Source organism: Photobacterium sp. TY1-4 (assembly GCF_025398175.1).
Classification (GTDB): domain Bacteria; phylum Pseudomonadota; class Gammaproteobacteria; order Enterobacterales; family Vibrionaceae; genus Photobacterium.
Genome location: NZ_CP099735.1, coordinates 310,399 through 326,017 on the forward strand (window position 1 = coordinate 310,399; position 15,619 = coordinate 326,017).

A 15,619-nucleotide genomic window follows, 5' to 3' on the forward strand; every position below is an offset into this window, starting at 1 on the left:
TCCGACTTCATCGTAGAAAAGCTGCTACTTCAACTTCAGGCAGATGAAGAGCATCCTATGAAAGAATTTATTTACGGTTTACCGAAAGTCGAACTCCACCTTCATATTGAGGGCTCGCTAGAGCCTGAGCTGATGTTTGAGCTGGCACAACGGAATCAGGTGCAGATCCCATTTCCTTCGCCACAAGCCGTGCGCGATGCTTATCAGTTCCATAACTTGCAATCCTTCCTCGATATCTACTATCAGGGGGCGAATGTTCTGATCCACGAGCAAGATTTTTTCGACCTCACCTGGGCTTACCTGTTACGTTGCCGGGAAGACAATGTGGTGCATACTGAAATCTTTTTTGATCCGCAAACCCACACCAGCCGCGGGATTGCTTTTGAGACGGTGGTGAACGGGATCCATCGCGCGTTGGCGCAGGGCCGTGAAACGCTCGGGATTACCAGCCAGCTCATCATGTGTTTCCTACGTCACCTGGATGAAGCCTCAGCCTTTGAAACACTCAGTCAGGCCCTGCCACATAAAGATAAAATTGTCGGTGTGGGATTGGATTCATCCGAACAGGGGCACCCGCCGGAAAAATTTCATCGCGTCTTTCAGCAAGCGTTGAACGAAGGCTTCCTGACGGTTGCCCATGCCGGGGAAGAAGGTCCGTCGCAGAATATTGATGATGCGCTGGCGCTGCTGGGAACCACGCGGATTGATCATGGGGTCCGTTGTGTTGAGGATGAAGCTCTGATGGCCCGCCTGATTGAAGCGCGCGTACCCCTGACGGTTTGCCCATTATCCAACACCAAGTTAAAGGTGTTTGAAACTATGGCACACCACAATGTGGTCGACTTGCTGCGCAAGGGAATGTGCGTGACGCTGAACTCGGACGATCCGGCTTATTTCGGCGGGTACATGAATGCTAACTTTCTGGCGGTAGCCCAGGCACACCCCATGAGCCGGGAGGAAATTGCCCAGTTTACGCTTAATGCAATTGAAGCAAGTTTCATTTCAGACGGGGAAAAAGCGCGTCTGCGCGCGTTGACCCAAGCGTATCTGACGCAATAAATTCGTATGCCATCGCCACGGTGAGGGTGGCGATGGCAGGATTGGATGAACGGCGATCAGCCGATGTAAAGCAGAGATCGACTGAACCAATATGGCGTAAAAGGAGTCCATTCGTCGATGGTAGAAACCCGGTTATCACTTGAGATGTGCGAAGTGATGAAAGCGCACTTGAAGGCAAAGCAGATCCCGTACAAAGCGTTGGCGGAGTGGTTAAATTTGTCAGAAGTGAGTATCAAAAGGCTACTTAATGGTCATCAGGCGATGAATATGGATAAAGCTATTCAAATAGCCGCGCTGATTGAGTTATCGATGTCTGAATTAATGAAACAGGCTGAAGAGCGCCTGAGTGCCTGGCCTCATTACAGTGATGAGCAGGACGCCGCGTTTTATGCCGAGCCGGGGCTGTTTTCTTTTTTGACTGCTCTACACAACGGATTGTCGATCCATCAGATCCGTGAGCAGCATGATCTGGACCGTCATTCGATTTACCTTTATTTGCGTGATCTCGAGAAACTCGGGGTGTTAAAGATCACCGGTGACTTAAGATTTAAGTTACGGCTGCCAAAGCACACGGCATTCAGAAAAGATGCACGCTTCCCCAACTATTACAAAAAATCCATGTTGACGAATTTGCAACAGCGAGTGTGCAGTGCAGCGAAAGGAGAGCAGAACAGCCACTTGATGATGGCGACGGTCGCAATGACCCCGGAAGAATTCAGGTGTTATACCCAAAAGCAGGAAGCGCTGTTTTTGAATGCAATTCGTGAACGGCCAGAAAATGATGGTCAGGAAGAAGAAAAAGTGACTTATTCACTGGTGGTCATGGGCGCGGCAGGAGACTACTACGAGGCCTTAGCCGATATTCAAAGAAAGCCGGTTGGGGAGGTATCCGAACCCGTCGTGGGCGAGCCGGGTAAAACGGCCTGAAGACGACGATGTCTGCAGGCCGCGATATTTATTGCGGGGTGCCTTGCGGTAAGATAAGGATTTCGATGGCGTCGCTGAGTTTAATTTGTTGCGCGAGCGCCTGAATATCTCCGGGTTGAATGCGTTGCAGTTGCTGGTCCATCTGACCTGCAAGGACCACTTCTTCCGGGTAACTAAACGCGATGGCTGTTAAATCCTGCCAGTAGTCATTATGCGTTTCTCGTTGTTCCAGTGCGGCCCGAATCGGGCTGATAGCACGGCTGAACTCATCTTGTGTCACTCCTTTGTTCTGGATCTCCCGGATAATGCGGCGGTAGGTTGTCTGCACGGCATCCACTTTGTTGACCTGCGTATTGCTATGCAGCCCCAGGTAGTTAAAGTTCTGGAAAACTCGGGACTGGGTACTCTGTGCTTGGGGGGAATAAGCAAGCCCTTCATTTTCTCGGATGATTTCCGTCAGCTTGAGCTGGATCACCTCACGCAACACAGGGAAGGTCATCGAGGCTTTCTGTTGGTTGGCTTTGGGCAGCGGATAAATCGTACTAACCAGAGCCGTTTGCTGATCACCCTGATGGAAAAGTCGGGTTTGTCGCCCGCCAAAAAACAGGGTCGTTTGTTGTTCGGAAATGGCAGGGGGGACAACGTCGATATTCAATGCGCCGAAGGTTTGACCGACCCTATCGATGGCTTGCTGTGGGGTGATGTCACCGACGACACCAATTTCGATCGGGCCATGGCTTCGGATAAGGGTGATGATTGTTTTTAGATCAGCCAGTTTGATGGCGTCGAGTTGTTTTTTGTCGGGGAACGACCAACGTGGATCCTGATGATGTAGTACGGCATCCAGATTCATCGCCAGTACACTTTCCGGAGACTCCTGACTGGTTCTGAACGCGTTTTCCAGCACGGCTCGGGAGAATGCCATGCCTGATTCCCGGTAGCCGGGTGCAGTCAGATAGGCAGCAAGGATTTTGAGTTGGTCCAGCAGATCATCGTTAGCGATAAGGTATGTCCCCTGGATGGCGTCATCCTGAAAAGCCAGATTGGCACCCAGAGTTCGGCCGTAAAAGATGTGTCTGAGTTGCTCCAAACTGTGTTGTTCTAATCCGCCGGCAAGAAATCCGCTGTTAAATACTTCAATCAGCGCTGCGTGCGCTGGGCTGAGTCCAGAGATACCATGTCCTAACCGTATACTGAGATGAACCATACCTGGCTCCAATTGGGTCGGTTTGACGCTCAGGGCGACGCCGTTATCAAACAGGTAGCGGTGGATGTTGCCATAGGACGTCGGCTGGAGCTGTTTTGGTATCGCTTTCGGGCCAAAGTCCTGATAGTAGAATGCCTGCTGTTCAGCTTGCGCCAGTTGGCTGAGCGGCTGCAAGGTACTGACGTGGTATGTGTCCAGCAACATTTGCTGAATATTCTTCATGCCTATGGCATCGCTCAGCAGTATTTTTGGGGCAGGTGAGGACCAGTAATGTTGGAACACTGCCGCAACATGATCTACCGTCACGGCCGGTTTCAGGCTTTCCAGTAATACGAGATCATCGTGTGCGGACGTTGGGGTGAGCTGTTCATTGAATACCCATAACGCTTCGTCTACATAGCTTTGATTGGTTTTCTGCGACTCCGCCGTCACCCGGCGTTTTGCATCATTGACCAGGCGATCATATTGTCGCTGAATTTCCTGGCTGGTGAATCCGTGTTGCAGGGCGCGTCTGCGCTCTTTTTCTAGGAGCTCAAGTCCTGCCGTCCATTGGCCAGGGGGTGTATGGACTGACAATTGATGAGTGATGGCACAGTTGTTTTGGTTCGTCGTTAGAACCTCCGGAAAACGGAGCCCGTCGTCACTGGTTTCGGTCCGGGTTTGTAACCGGTACTGTAACGTTTGGTTGGCAATGGCGAGCAACAGTTGTTCTTTCCTGCGCGCTGGCGTGTCGGAGTGACGTACGAAAGGCTGGACCAGTGTCAGGGAAATTTGCGAACGAATGTTCGGGTGGATAAAGGCTGCCGCCTGAACGCTGTCCTTCAAGGGATTGGGCTCGGGAAAGTAATAGGTTTCCGACTTCCCGGGGGTGTTCCACGTTTGAAATTGTGTCTTGATCCGCCGGCGAAGCTGATCAAGGTTGAAATTTCCGGCAATGATCAGGCGGGTATTCGCGGGTGTGTAATATTGGCTGTAGTAGGCCTTTAATCGTTGCGGAGTAATTTGGTCGATCCCGGTGTGAGTGCCGAGCGGGATATGCTCTTTTAACTGGCATGCCGGCGCCAGGAAGCTCATGTTATGAATTAAAGCACCGAGCTGTGGGGTTTGGCGCTCTCGAATTTCAGCCTGTAAGATTGGGCGTTCTTTTTCAACCGCCGAAGGCTCAATGCTGAGCTCAGAGGCAACTTCACGCAGAAAATATCAAGCGGCATCCAGGCTCTCTGCGGTATCCGGCGTCTCTAACTTATAAATGGTCTCGTCGAACAGGGTTTCGGCATTGAGGTGTGAGCCGAATGAGATCCCATGCTTTTCCAGAAAGGGGACCATCTCATTTTCTCTGAGGTGAGTTGAGCCATTGAATGCCATATGTTCCAAAAAGTGGGCCAGGCCCGGCTCATAGCCAGCGTCTTCCTGTAATGAACCTGCGGCTATCCGCATTCTGACCGATGCACCGGGCTGAGAGCTGTCGGTTTTAATCAAAATAACCTGCATGCCGTTATCGAGACGGGAAAGATGGTAATGTGGCGCCAGTGGCATAGCGGTAACTTCTTCAATGGGTTCCGGATGGCTGGTGGCGAGGGACAAGGCGGGATTCATGGCTGAAAGGACACTGAGTAATGCCAGGCAGAAATGAAGCCGGCGGGGGGCGTTGTGTTGTCGCATGGAATGACCTTTTCAAGTGGTTTGAACGGCTATTATTGTAGATAAGCCTTTCTTGATAAAGGCATTATTAAAAAGTATACCGATGAGATACCCAAAGATTCTGAATGTGATACGTCAGCAAGGGAGGCGTGATGGCTGGGGGCTGGCTGGCGTGTTATCGCCACCCTGAAGGTGGCGATGATAAGTCGGAGCTTCCGACTAATGACGCATGATTTTAGCGTTGGTTTTTCCCGGATGCTTCATCAAATGGGTATGTCGGTTGGTGGCGGTTTGCGCCATATCATCCAGGATACGGCTTAGATCAGAAGTCTCCAGACACTCTTGAATCAGCGGCTCACACTTCATACTGGTGCCGAGTTCATAATGGCAGTCTCGTTCAGGATAGAAATCAATATCGGTTTCCCTGAACTTATGACTGTCTGTCAACTCATTGAACATGGAAGCCACAGTATGGCAGAACGCATTGTAGACCTCGTTGGTGTTGCGGGCCGTGCTGATTTTATTTCGGAAATCAGGCGCATAGGATTTTTCCAATTTGGAAAACGAAACTTGTGTCGTCATGCTGTTTTCCTCCTGTGTTACGTGCTTTTCCCTATTAACTATATACCCAAACAATTTCCTCGGAGCATCGCATCTTGACCTTGTGTGAAGAAATAGCAGGTAAATGCCGGACGCAATGGCTTGGTTAGTTTGAAGGTTTACAGCCCATGTTGTTTGAAGAACTGCCATATTTCCTGCGCACCGTGGATATCCATGTTTTTCGGACCCAGCAAGCGGGGAAGATCCGGTGTCCGGCTGCCGGGAAAATTATGCCCGCCGCCTTCAATTTGATAGAGCACGACTTCAAGCGGAGAAGGCTGGCATTGATAGCGCAGGCGTCTGACACGTGAGTGATCGTCGGTGTTGATATCGGCAAATATCGTGATGCTTGGCAGGGGATCACAGTGGTTTTGCCGCAGCCAGAATTCAAGGGTAGCGTCGGTCGAGGCGACTTTGCCCATTTTCTTCGTCAGGAAGCCGACGTCTCCTCCGGACCAGGGCACGAGTGGATCAGCGGTGCCGTTCATCAGCAACACAGGCAGCGAGGTTTTGGGGGTGCAGCGATTGATCAGATTGGCTGGCATATTGGCAATGACCGGCGCAATGGCAGCCAGTTTCTCACTGGCTTCGCACCCCATGCGTAGCGTCATCATGCCGCCGTTCGACAGGCCCATCATAAAGATCCGCTTCGGATCTGCATGGTATTCGGCAACTAGGTGTTCGATTAAGGCTGACAGAAAGCCAACATCATCCACCGACATCACTTCACGCGACCGCCGGGCGGCTTTCTCCCGGCCGTCATTCCATTGCGCGGTTATCCCGTTTGGATACACTATGATCATGCCATCCTGAGCTGCCAGTCGCTCAAATCCGGCGCGCTGTGCGAGTTCATCCCCATCAGTTCGTCCGCCGCCATGTAAAGCGATGACCACAGCAGCCGCTGACGTGGATGTCTTATCGGGTGGCGGCAAATGCAGGTAGAAGTCCCGCACTATACCCTTGACCGTGATGGTCTGGCGGGAGAGATCCGAGCCGGGATCCGGAGCAGCGGCAGCAAGCGTTGATACCATGAACAGTGCGATGAACAGTCGTCGCAAGTTCAGGTTGGAAAAGAAGGGCATGGTGTGCTTCATCGGGGGATGCTCCGGACTCCGGGGAATGATGATGACCGATGATTGTAAGTCGTCGCGAACCCGAAGCTGGTCCGAGCAATTGGCCACAGCGGGTCGTGGTGCTCAGATTTATTGTCAATCAACAGGTTGTTGACCCAGGCTTTGGTTGCCGAAATTGAACATTTATAAAAATAGCGGACAGGTGCATTTTTGCGACAAAAGGCTTCCAGCCGGGTTCCTATACTGATGCTTGACGTCCATTACGGTCATTATTTTTAGAACTCAGCGTAATGGGGATGCGGAAGTTTCAGGGGGCGATATGATGTGCTCAACCAGACAGGGCAGATGGATGCTGTTGGTGTTGATAGTTGCTCAGGCACCGGGTTTTGCTGCAGAGCAGCAAGAGGATGATAGCCTGGCCGGTCGTTTGTCGGACGAAATGTATCAGGCCATCTCCGATCTGATGCTGATGGCAAACGATTTTCGGGGAGATAATGTCTCACCAAAAAACTTCAGACAAAATCCTCATAGCCAGACGTATGTTTTTTCGGCACCCGGGCGTCAGGAAACCGCGCTTCGAACATCCAGCTTGCGTGCAGCGGCCAAGGACAGTGCACGGGAAAGTCGCGCCTCGGGAACGGCTCAGCCGCCGTATTCTGAATTGACCGTTTACCAGGACGGTGCTTACGGAGAGCAAAACTACACCCGCCTCGGGGCCTATTTTCGGGTGGATAATAATCCGCAGGTTCGAGACCGCGCAGCGTTGAGCGCCGAGTCCTCGCGTGAGCAGGAAGGGTATGCTTTAACTCTGGGCGGTGACTACCTGCTCAATGATCACTACTTGTTTGGCTTGGCCCTCGGGCTGCCGTTTTACGATGTGAACGACAGCAACCGTGAGCGTGGAAATGCCGGCCTGGTTGCTTCCGGTTACTTCAGCTACTTTCGTGACAATTGGTATCTGGACTTCACGGCCAGTTATGCCTTGATGGATACGGACATTGAACGGCGGATCTCGTTTTACAGCGATTCGGTCGTCAACAGCGCCAATGAAGCGGACTCTGATCTGTGGGTCTTCGCCCTTGGCAGTGGGTATGTGTTTAATTATGACTATCTGAATGTTGCGTTTGAAAGCAGCATTGAATATACGCTGTCTGATTCGGAGCGTTATTCTGAGCGGCTATCCAAGGGAAATGCCAATTATCTGCTGTCCAAAATTGATAATATCAATGAACTGGAGTCGATGCGGTTTATTACGGGGTTGAGTATTTCCCATCCGTTTCGTTCCAGTCTCGGGATATTTCAGCCATATGCGCGCGGGTTTCTCCATTATGATGTGAATGACGGTTCTGAGCGCATTATTAGTCAGCTTAAAGCCGATCAATCCGGCAGTGTGTTGCCCATTATTGTCGAAACGGATGATTCCGTCTATGGCCGGGTTCACCTGGGCTTGTCCGGTGCTTTTAACAAAGATTGGCATGCATACGCAGAAGCAAGTACGTTGGTTGGCCTCGATGATATGTCCGCCTACGCGTTTTCTGTCGGTGTGAGTATGTCTTTAGATTAATTGAATGTCGCAATTGTTGGTGTCGTCATTTTATTTACGGGGCTGGAATGGTTTGATTTATTTTGTCTATTTTTCTCTTGGCGCTGAAATATAACTCCAGCTCCACCATGACCCCCGGATTTATTTTGTAATCAAACTCATCCTGAAAGTTCAGCTCAGGTGTCACCGTCAGATAAACCCAATCTTTATATAATCGATTTTTCCAGCTTGCCGTGACCCAGGCATTGGTAATTGCATATGTTGGGCGCGAGTCTGCACTTATCCCAAGTGTGTAGGTCATCAGGCTGTTGTCGCTGATGCGATCTAAAATTTGCGCTTGCTGGACAAATTCCCAATTATCATCAATGTCAAGAAATTGCAGGTTGGTACTTAATTTAAATAGGGTTGAGACGTAGCGATCTTCTGCGAAATAAAAGTCAATTGACGTTAAAATACCGGGGCCTTTTGAGTGATAGTAGAATATTTCCTGTTTTATCTGACTGGTCCAGTTGTAGTTGATTCGGTCGGTGCGGTGGATATCGGCGCGGGTAAAAGGGTCGAGCGGTAGCCTTAATTTCAGGCCGATATCAAAATTGGGTTTCCACTCTCCCAGTTGCATGCCTTGCAGCCTGAAGCCGCCAATTGCCCGATTGATCCCGTCATCCGAACGATTACTGATCCCCCGTTCTTTATCTTCGAGCCGGTCGAAATCATCCGGGTCCGTATCCAGGATCAGCTTCCAGTTTTTTTCCGTGTGGGGCAGGTCTAACCGTAAGTAGACGTTGGAGTCTGTGTCGAAATAATTACGATGTTCGTAGCGGAGACGTTGCCGTAGGCGAAGATAACTTTGGTTATTGAGTGGGGCTTCATCGTCCTCCATGCCGATGAATTGATCGATGCTGGTACTGTAATCGTGAATGGTGTCTGCTAGGGATAACTGCGTATCATCAATCCAAAGCAGCCAGTCCGATGCTTCGTTGGCGGGTGAGGTCAGTTGCCGGTCGACCAGCGCCGGACTTCCCTCCACCGTCAGTGGCGCCGCGATTAATGGGGCAGCAAAAGTCCAGGATGCCAAAAATACCGGGACATAACTCGGGAATGGTATCTTGGCGTATAACCGTGGTTGGAATTTCCGCTTCGGAATCGAAGCCAATACACTGAACCAATAAAGTGAAGATTGAAACTGCACATGTTCACCTGTTATTAGTTTTGATGATAAGTGTTCACCACAAATTAAAATCAAGACGAAACAGCAACAAGGATGTCACTTGCTTATCTTTTATTGTAGCGTATTGTGTTCAATCGCCTGTGAAAGTTAACCAGGGGAGAAAACAAAAATGTACAAAGATACTCTTTTTTCGGTAGCCTGATTTCAGGGTATCTATCTGATAAATTGAACCTTTATATTTCTCAGAGCCGCAGCTGACATTCTCTGTTACAGACAATTGCTAGTAAAAATTTATGACATAAGAAAATATCAACTACACTTTAGTTGGTTCGGAAATCTGTACAGCAGAGTACATGATTAAGGGCGGATGACTGATGGAGTAGGATGATGGAAAGTTCAGACTTTGATGGAATCAAACGGGATATATCACTAACCGTCACGGGTATTTTTGAAGACTTTGAGCAGGAGCACAATTGTTTACCCACGCTTGAGGAGTTCAGAAAACTGTTTGATGGCTATGCTGAACAGTATATTGGCCCGTTGGACAAGTTAAGGGTTGAAGGGATTTCCAGCCAACTGGAAAAACGACAGGCCAGGGAGCAAAAAATTTGGCGTGCTGCCAGTGAGCTGGAAGCCGAGCAGCGCGCTTTACGCTCTTAACTCCACCAATCACACAGTGCAGTAATTTCTCTCCTTTAAAACGTTGACGATGGTTACCTTGATCGAAGTAACCATCGTCTTTTTTCTTCAGCGGTTGTGTCGGTGGTCAGCTTTTGCCTGCAGCGCCAGGGATGCTTTTGAGGTCGGCTGTTTGCCCAGCTCGCGGCAAATCGCCCAGCCGGCTTCGGCAACGCTCGGTAAATCGACGCCGGTTTCAATGCCGAGTCCCTGACATAGATAGAGAACATCTTCGGTTGCAACATTGCCGCTGGCGCCCTTGGCGTAGGGGCATCCTCCCAGGCCAGCGGTACTGCTGTCAATGGTGGCGACCCCCATGCAAAGCGCCTGGTAGATATTTGCCAGCGCCTGCCCCCAGGTATCGTGAAAATGTACGGCCAGGCGGTGCAAGGGAACTGCGCTGCCGACCTGATCCAGCATCGCGGCGATGCGCCCGGGCGTCCCGGTGCCGATGGTATCTCCGAGGGAGATTTCGTAGCAGCCGAGTTCGCTGAGTTCCCGTGCAACCCGGGCAACCTGCGATGGTGCGGTCGGGCCATCATAAGGACAATCGGCGACACAGGAGAGGTATCCTCGCACCGGGATACCATGGGCCTCAGCCAGCGCCATCACGGGTTCAAACCGCTTGTGGCTGTCGGCAATCGAGCAATTAATATTGCGCTGGCTGAATCCCTCAGAAGCCGATGTAAAGATAGCGACTTGATTGGCCCCGGCCAGCAAGGCCTGCTCAAATCCTTGCTGGTTTGGGGTCAGGGCCGAATAGATCACCCCCGGTCGGCGATCAATTCGGGTCATAACATCGTGGGAGTCAGCCATCTGCGGCACCCATTTCGGGGAAACAAAAGCCCCGGATTCAATATGGGTCAACCCGGTTTGTGAAAGCTGGTTGATGAAACGAATCTTGGCTTCCGTACTGACGTTCACTTCATTCTGCAAGCCATCCCGGGCGCCGACTTCAACGATTCGGGCGGTTTTGGGGAGAGTGGTCATGCGCGCGGACTCCTATTCCGTAAACTCAACCAGTAGGTCGCCATGCGCCACCTGATCGCCGATCGCATACAACACCGCCGAGAGAGTGCCCGGGTGCGGGGCTCGGACGGTATATTCCATTTTCATCGCTTCAATCACCAGCAGCGGTTGATCTTTTTCGACGGTATTACCGGCTTGGCAAAGGAGGGCGGTAACAATGCCGTTGAGCGGGGCAACGGCTTGCTGCGCCTGATCTTCGTGCGATTGCTCCCGCTCGATATCGTGACCGGTTAGGTACGGGATGTGCCAGCGCTGATAAAAAATATGCGTTTTCGTCTCATGATGGACGTGAGTGAAGCGGTAGCGCTTTGTTTGGAGCTCAATCTCAAACAACTGGCTGTCAGCCTGTGGGGGCATGGTCATCAGACGAATGCGATTGTGGTTGTGACTGATATCCAGGTCGTGAAGCTGATCGTCGATGGTGATTTGGGTCAGGGATAGCGAGCCCTGGCTGGTGCCAATCGCCGGATCGACCGGGGCGATCTCGAAGCGAAACAGATAGGTTTCTCCTTTCAGGGTTCGAACCGGGACAACGTGATAAGGGCGTTGGTTCAGCCGCCAGTGACTCATCGGCGATGTTGGTTTGATGGCAGATAGCGCAGCAAAGAGCGCCGTGAGTGGGACTGCAATCGGCGCGTCACCTTGCTGATTAGGCGGGAACGCAATGGCCGGTGCATCGTCTCCGTTCAGGTCATCCTGATGATCCTGAATGAAGTGAGTGGTCATCGCGGCCTGGACGAACACCGGATGGTTGATGATCTGCTGGAGGTAGCTGATGTTGGTTTCCAAACCGACGATCCGGTATTCCGCCAGCGCTGATGAGAGTTGGCGGATGGTTTCGTGCCGCTCAGGCGACCAGACGATGAGTTTGGCCAGCATCGGATCATAATGAGAAGTGACGATGTCACCTTGACAGATACCTGAGTCAACCCGGACTTGCACGCCGCCAGGTATGAGCGGGGCGCTATGCTCGGGCTCGGCCAGGTAGGCCAGGGTACCGGACGAGGGCAGAAAATCCTGAGCCGGATCTTCGGCATAAATTCGGACTTCCATCGCGTGTCCCCGGTGTGAAATTTCATGTTGCTGCAATGGAAGGGGGCTGCCTTCTGCTACGCAGATCTGCCAGTGAACGAGATCCTGTCCGGTCACGAGTTCCGTCACCGGATGTTCAACCTGTAGCCGGGTGTTCATTTCCATGAAGTAGAACTGACCTTGCCCATCCAGCAGAAATTCGACGGTTCCGGCTCCCACGTAGCCGATGGCCTTGGCGGCATTGACGGCTGCTTCACCCATCGCCGTGCGTAAGTGCTCCGGCAGGTTTGGTGCCGGGGCTTCTTCGACAATTTTCTGATGCCGACGCTGGATTGAGCAGTCCCGATCGGACAGATAGACGGTATTGCCGTTCATATCGGCAAAGACCTGAACTTCGATATGGCGTGGATTGGTCAGGTATTTTTCAATCAGAACCAGATCGTCGCCAAACGCGGATCGGGCTTCGCGTTTGGCACTTTGTATCGCCTCCGGCAGCGCGTCAGCATGTTCGACAATCCGCATCCCCTTGCCGCCGCCACCCAGCGCGGCTTTGACCAACACCGGGTAACCGATATCCGCTGCGGCTTTAACCAGAATATTCAGGTCATTGTCCTCGCCATGATAACCGGGCAGGAGCGGAACTTGGGCGCACGCCATAATGCTTTTTGCTTCAGACTTTGAGCTCATAGCCAGCATGGCTTTGACCGGAGGACCGATAAAAATCAGGTCATTTTGCTGGCAGGCTTGCGCCAGCTCGGCATTTTCAGACAGAAAACCGTAGCCGGGGTGAATGGCATCGGCATCCAGCGCGGTGGCAGCCTCGATGATTCGGGAGACGTTCAGATAGGAAGCTTGTGCCGATGCCGGCCCGATCAGCACCGCGTGGTCGGCCATACGGACATGCTTGGCATGTCGGTCGGCTTCCGAGTATACCGCAATGGTTTCAATGCCCATCGCCTGTGCAGTTTTCATGATCCGACAGGCGATTTCACCCCGGTTGGCCACCAGTAGCCGGGTTATTTTACGGCTGGCAGTGGCAGTGGCGATGACGGTAGCGGATGACGCTGGTTCACCTTCGGCCTGGTCATGGTGGGCCGGGCTTGTGCTCATTTGAGGATCGGAGGACTCAAAAGACGCGTCCTTGCTCAGGGAAACAAGAGTTTTGTCCGTAAACTTATTCATAGCGGGGGCTCCATGCCGGTGGTCGCCGGGCAAAAAAGGCGGCCAGTCCTTCCTGGCCTTCGGGGGATACGCGAATATCAGCAATCAGCTGGCTGGTTTTTTTCATCAGTGCCGGATCGATTTCATGTTGATCACAGAGCTGGCAGAGCAATTTGGTTTGCGCCAGCGATTGCGGGCTGTTCTCAAGCAAAAGGGCGACCAGCTCTTCAACCCGGGTTTCCGGTTGCTCTGAGATCTCGTGCAGCAATCCCAGTTGCTGTGCGGTCGTAGCGTCCATGGACTCGGCGGTCAGCATATAGCGGCGCGCCTGACGTTGTCCGATAGTCCGGCAGACGTAGGGGCCGATGGTTGCCGGCAATAACCCGATCCGGACTTCGCTCAGGCAGAATCGGGCGTCGGGGCTGGCAACCGCGATGTCGCAACAACAAATCAGCCCCAGGGCACCACCGAAGGCACTGCCCTGAATCTGGGCAATGGTCGGTGTTGGGAAGGTATCTAACTCATACAGCAAAGCTGCCAGCTCCAGTGCGTCGGCGCGGTTCTTCTTCACACTGTGCTCTGCCATCGACATCATCCATTCCAGATCGGCACCGGCGGAGAAGTGCTTGCCGTTTGCCTTCAGGAGCAGCACCCGCAGACCGGGATGATGCTTGAGCTTGCGCAGATAGCCGAGCAGACTCTGGATGATCGCCGCATGAAACGCATTGTGTTTGCTGACCCGGTTGAAGGTCAGGGTGGCAATGCCTGACTCGGTCACGGTACAGAGCACTTCGGCATCTGCCGTACAGTGCCAATGTCCGGGATCGTAATCACGTGCCGGTTTCCCATTGTGTTGCTGCGTCATGGTTTTCTCCTGTCAGTTGTGCCTGACGGCTACATCCGGAAGATGCCGAACTGGCTCTCGGTTACTGGTGCACGCGAGGCTGCGGTCAGGGCGAGGCCAACCACCTCGCGGGTCTGGTAAGGGTCGATGATGCCGTCATCCCAGAGCCGGGCACTGGCGTAATAGGGTGAGCCCTGTACTTCATATAACTCCCGGATTGGCTGTTTGAACTGGGCTTCTTCTGCGTCAGACCAAACTTCCCCTTTGCGGGCTTTGATATCCCGGGTGACCTGAGCCATGACTCCAGCGGCTTGCTCACCGCCCATCACGGAAATCCGGGCATTGGGCCACATCCAGATCATGGTCGGATCATAGGCCCGTCCGCACATGCCGTAGTTCCCGGCACCGTATGAGCCACCGACAATCACGGTAAATTTCGGCACGTCGGCGCAGGCAACGGCCATCACCATTTTGGCGCCGTGCTTGGCAATCCCTTCGGATTCATATTTTTTCCCGACCATAAAGCCGGTGATATTTTGCAAAAACAGCAGGGGGATGTTGCGTTTGGCACAGAGCTCGATGAAATGCGCGCCTTTTTGCGCCGATTCCGAAAACAGAATGCCGTTATTGGCCACAATCCCAATGGGGTGGCCATGCAGCTTGGCAAAGCCGCACACCAGGGTTTCGCCATACAGCGCCTTGAACTCATCAAAATCTGAATCATCGACCAGTCGGGCAATGATCTCTTTAATCTCGATCGGTTTGCGTAAATCGGTGCCGGTGATCCCATAGAGCTCTTCCTGTGGATAGCGTGGCGGGCGGATGGGTTCTGCCGGTGTGGGCTGCGGCGCTAAATGGCTGCTGGCGACGGCCTGACGCGCCAACTGCAGGGCATGGTGTTCGTCCTGGGCAAAATAGTCGGCAACCCCGGACGTTTTACAATGCACTTCTGCGCCGCCGAGTTCTTCCGCCGTGACTTCCTCACCGGTGGCGGCTTTAACCAGCGGCGGCCCGGCAAGAAAAATCGTACCTTGTTGTTTGACGATAATTGACACATCGGCCATCGCCGGGACATATGCGCCCCCGGCAGTACACAGACCGAGGACTACGGCAATCTGTGGGATCCCCTTGGCCGACATTCGGGCCTGGTTGAAGAAAATACGGCCGAAGTGATCCTTATCCGGAAATACTTCCGCTTGATGCGGTAGGTTGGCACCGCCGGAGTCGACCAGGTACAGGCAGGGCAGGTGACAGCGCTCGGCGATCTCCTGGGCACGCAGGTGTTTTTTCACCGTCAGCGGATAATAGGTGCCGCCTTTCACGGATGGATCGTTGGCGATGATCATGCACTCGATACCTTCGACCGTCCCGATCCCGGCCACGACTCCGGCGCAGGGGATCGTGTCGTCATAGACTTCCCAGGCCGCAAACTGTCCGATTTCCAGAAAAGCGCTGTTGCTGTCCAGAACGGCATCAATCCGCTCCCTGACCGGCAATTTTCCCTTAGCCCGCTGGTGCGCCTGAGCTTTCTCGCCACCGCCCTGAACCACCTGATGAACCCGCGTGTGCAGCTCATCGACCAGTGCAGCCATGCTTTGTTGGTTTTCAAGAAATTGGGATTCATTGGGATGAACCCGGCTTTGTAGTATTGCCATCC

13 protein-coding genes are annotated in these 15,619 nt (G+C 52.7%); 4 read left to right on the forward strand and 9 right to left on the reverse strand.

Going from position 1 to position 15,619, the window contains the following annotated elements; genetic code table 11:
* Nucleotides 1-57 precede the first annotated feature (57 nt).
* Entirely contained in the window at nt 58-1,059 is a 1,002-nt protein-coding gene (locus NH461_RS18030; RefSeq protein WP_261603994.1) for an adenosine deaminase, read from the forward strand.
* Nucleotides 1,060-1,176: 117 nt separating this feature from the next.
* Nucleotides 1,177-1,986: a helix-turn-helix domain-containing protein gene (locus tag NH461_RS18035; protein ID WP_261603995.1), complete on the forward strand. Its 810-nt coding sequence runs from the start codon at nt 1,177-1,179 to the stop codon at nt 1,984-1,986.
* Nucleotides 1,987-2,014: 28 nt separating this feature from the next.
* Here the strand turns inward: NH461_RS18035 and NH461_RS18040 are convergent, their stop codons facing one another.
* The 4 genes from NH461_RS18040 to NH461_RS18055 all read right to left on the reverse strand — a co-directional run bounded on the left by NH461_RS18040 (nt 2,015) and on the right by NH461_RS18055 (nt 6,528).
* Nucleotides 2,015-4,267: a M16 family metallopeptidase gene (locus NH461_RS18040; protein WP_261603996.1), complete on the reverse strand. Its 2,253-nt coding sequence runs from the start codon at nt 4,265-4,267 to the stop codon at nt 2,015-2,017.
* A gap of 126 nt (nt 4,268-4,393) precedes the next feature.
* Nucleotides 4,394-4,855: a M16 family metallopeptidase gene (locus NH461_RS18045; protein WP_261603997.1), complete on the reverse strand. Its 462-nt coding sequence runs from the start codon at nt 4,853-4,855 to the stop codon at nt 4,394-4,396.
* A 198-nt stretch (nt 4,856-5,053) separates the two neighbouring features.
* Nucleotides 5,054-5,416 (reverse strand): hypothetical protein, encoded by a 363-nt coding sequence (locus tag NH461_RS18050; protein ID WP_261603998.1) that lies wholly within the window; start codon nt 5,414-5,416, stop codon nt 5,054-5,056.
* Nucleotides 5,417-5,553: 137 nt separating this feature from the next.
* Nucleotides 5,554-6,528 (reverse strand): alpha/beta hydrolase family esterase, encoded by a 975-nt coding sequence (locus tag NH461_RS18055; RefSeq protein ID WP_261603999.1) that lies wholly within the window; start codon nt 6,526-6,528, stop codon nt 5,554-5,556.
* 337 nt (nt 6,529-6,865) lie between these two features.
* Here NH461_RS18055 and NH461_RS18060 point away from each other — a divergent pair, with 337 nt between their 5' ends.
* The gene (locus tag NH461_RS18060) at nt 6,866-8,071 is read left to right on the forward strand and encodes an autotransporter outer membrane beta-barrel domain-containing protein (RefSeq protein ID WP_261604000.1); all 1,206 of its coding nucleotides are present in this window, start codon (nt 6,866-6,868) and stop codon (nt 8,069-8,071) included.
* A 34-nt stretch (nt 8,072-8,105) separates the two neighbouring features.
* On the opposite strand, the gene NH461_RS18065 is transcribed toward NH461_RS18060, so the two are convergent.
* Nucleotides 8,106-9,239 (reverse strand): hypothetical protein, encoded by a 1,134-nt coding sequence (locus tag NH461_RS18065; protein WP_261604001.1) that lies wholly within the window; start codon nt 9,237-9,239, stop codon nt 8,106-8,108.
* A gap of 363 nt (nt 9,240-9,602) precedes the next feature.
* On the opposite strand from NH461_RS18065, the gene NH461_RS18070 reads away from it, so the two are divergent.
* A complete protein-coding gene (locus NH461_RS18070; RefSeq protein ID WP_261604002.1) occupies nt 9,603-9,878 on the forward strand; it encodes a hypothetical protein in 276 nt (91 codons plus the stop codon).
* An 87-nt stretch (nt 9,879-9,965) separates the two neighbouring features.
* On the opposite strand, the gene NH461_RS18075 is transcribed toward NH461_RS18070, so the two are convergent.
* The 4 genes from NH461_RS18075 to NH461_RS18095 are packed head-to-tail and all read right to left on the reverse strand — an operon-like array spanning nt 9,966 to nt 15,617.
* The gene (locus NH461_RS18075; protein ID WP_261604003.1) at nt 9,966-10,886 is read right to left on the reverse strand and encodes a hydroxymethylglutaryl-CoA lyase; all 921 of its coding nucleotides are present in this window, start codon (nt 10,884-10,886) and stop codon (nt 9,966-9,968) included.
* 12 nt (nt 10,887-10,898) lie between these two features.
* On the reverse strand, nt 10,899-13,139 hold the full coding sequence (locus NH461_RS25800; protein ID WP_315903264.1) for an acetyl-CoA carboxylase biotin carboxylase subunit: 2,241 nt from the start codon (nt 13,137-13,139) through the stop codon (nt 10,899-10,901).
* Nucleotides 13,132-13,983, reverse strand: a complete 852-nt coding sequence (locus tag NH461_RS18090) for an enoyl-CoA hydratase-related protein (RefSeq protein WP_261604004.1) — start codon at nt 13,981-13,983, stop codon at nt 13,132-13,134. The genes NH461_RS25800 and NH461_RS18090 overlap by 8 nt, the downstream gene beginning before the upstream one ends.
* A gap of 29 nt (nt 13,984-14,012) precedes the next feature.
* On the reverse strand, nt 14,013-15,617 hold the full coding sequence (locus NH461_RS18095; protein WP_261604005.1) for a carboxyl transferase domain-containing protein: 1,605 nt from the start codon (nt 15,615-15,617) through the stop codon (nt 14,013-14,015).
* Between the last annotated feature and the right edge of the window lie 2 nt (nt 15,618-15,619).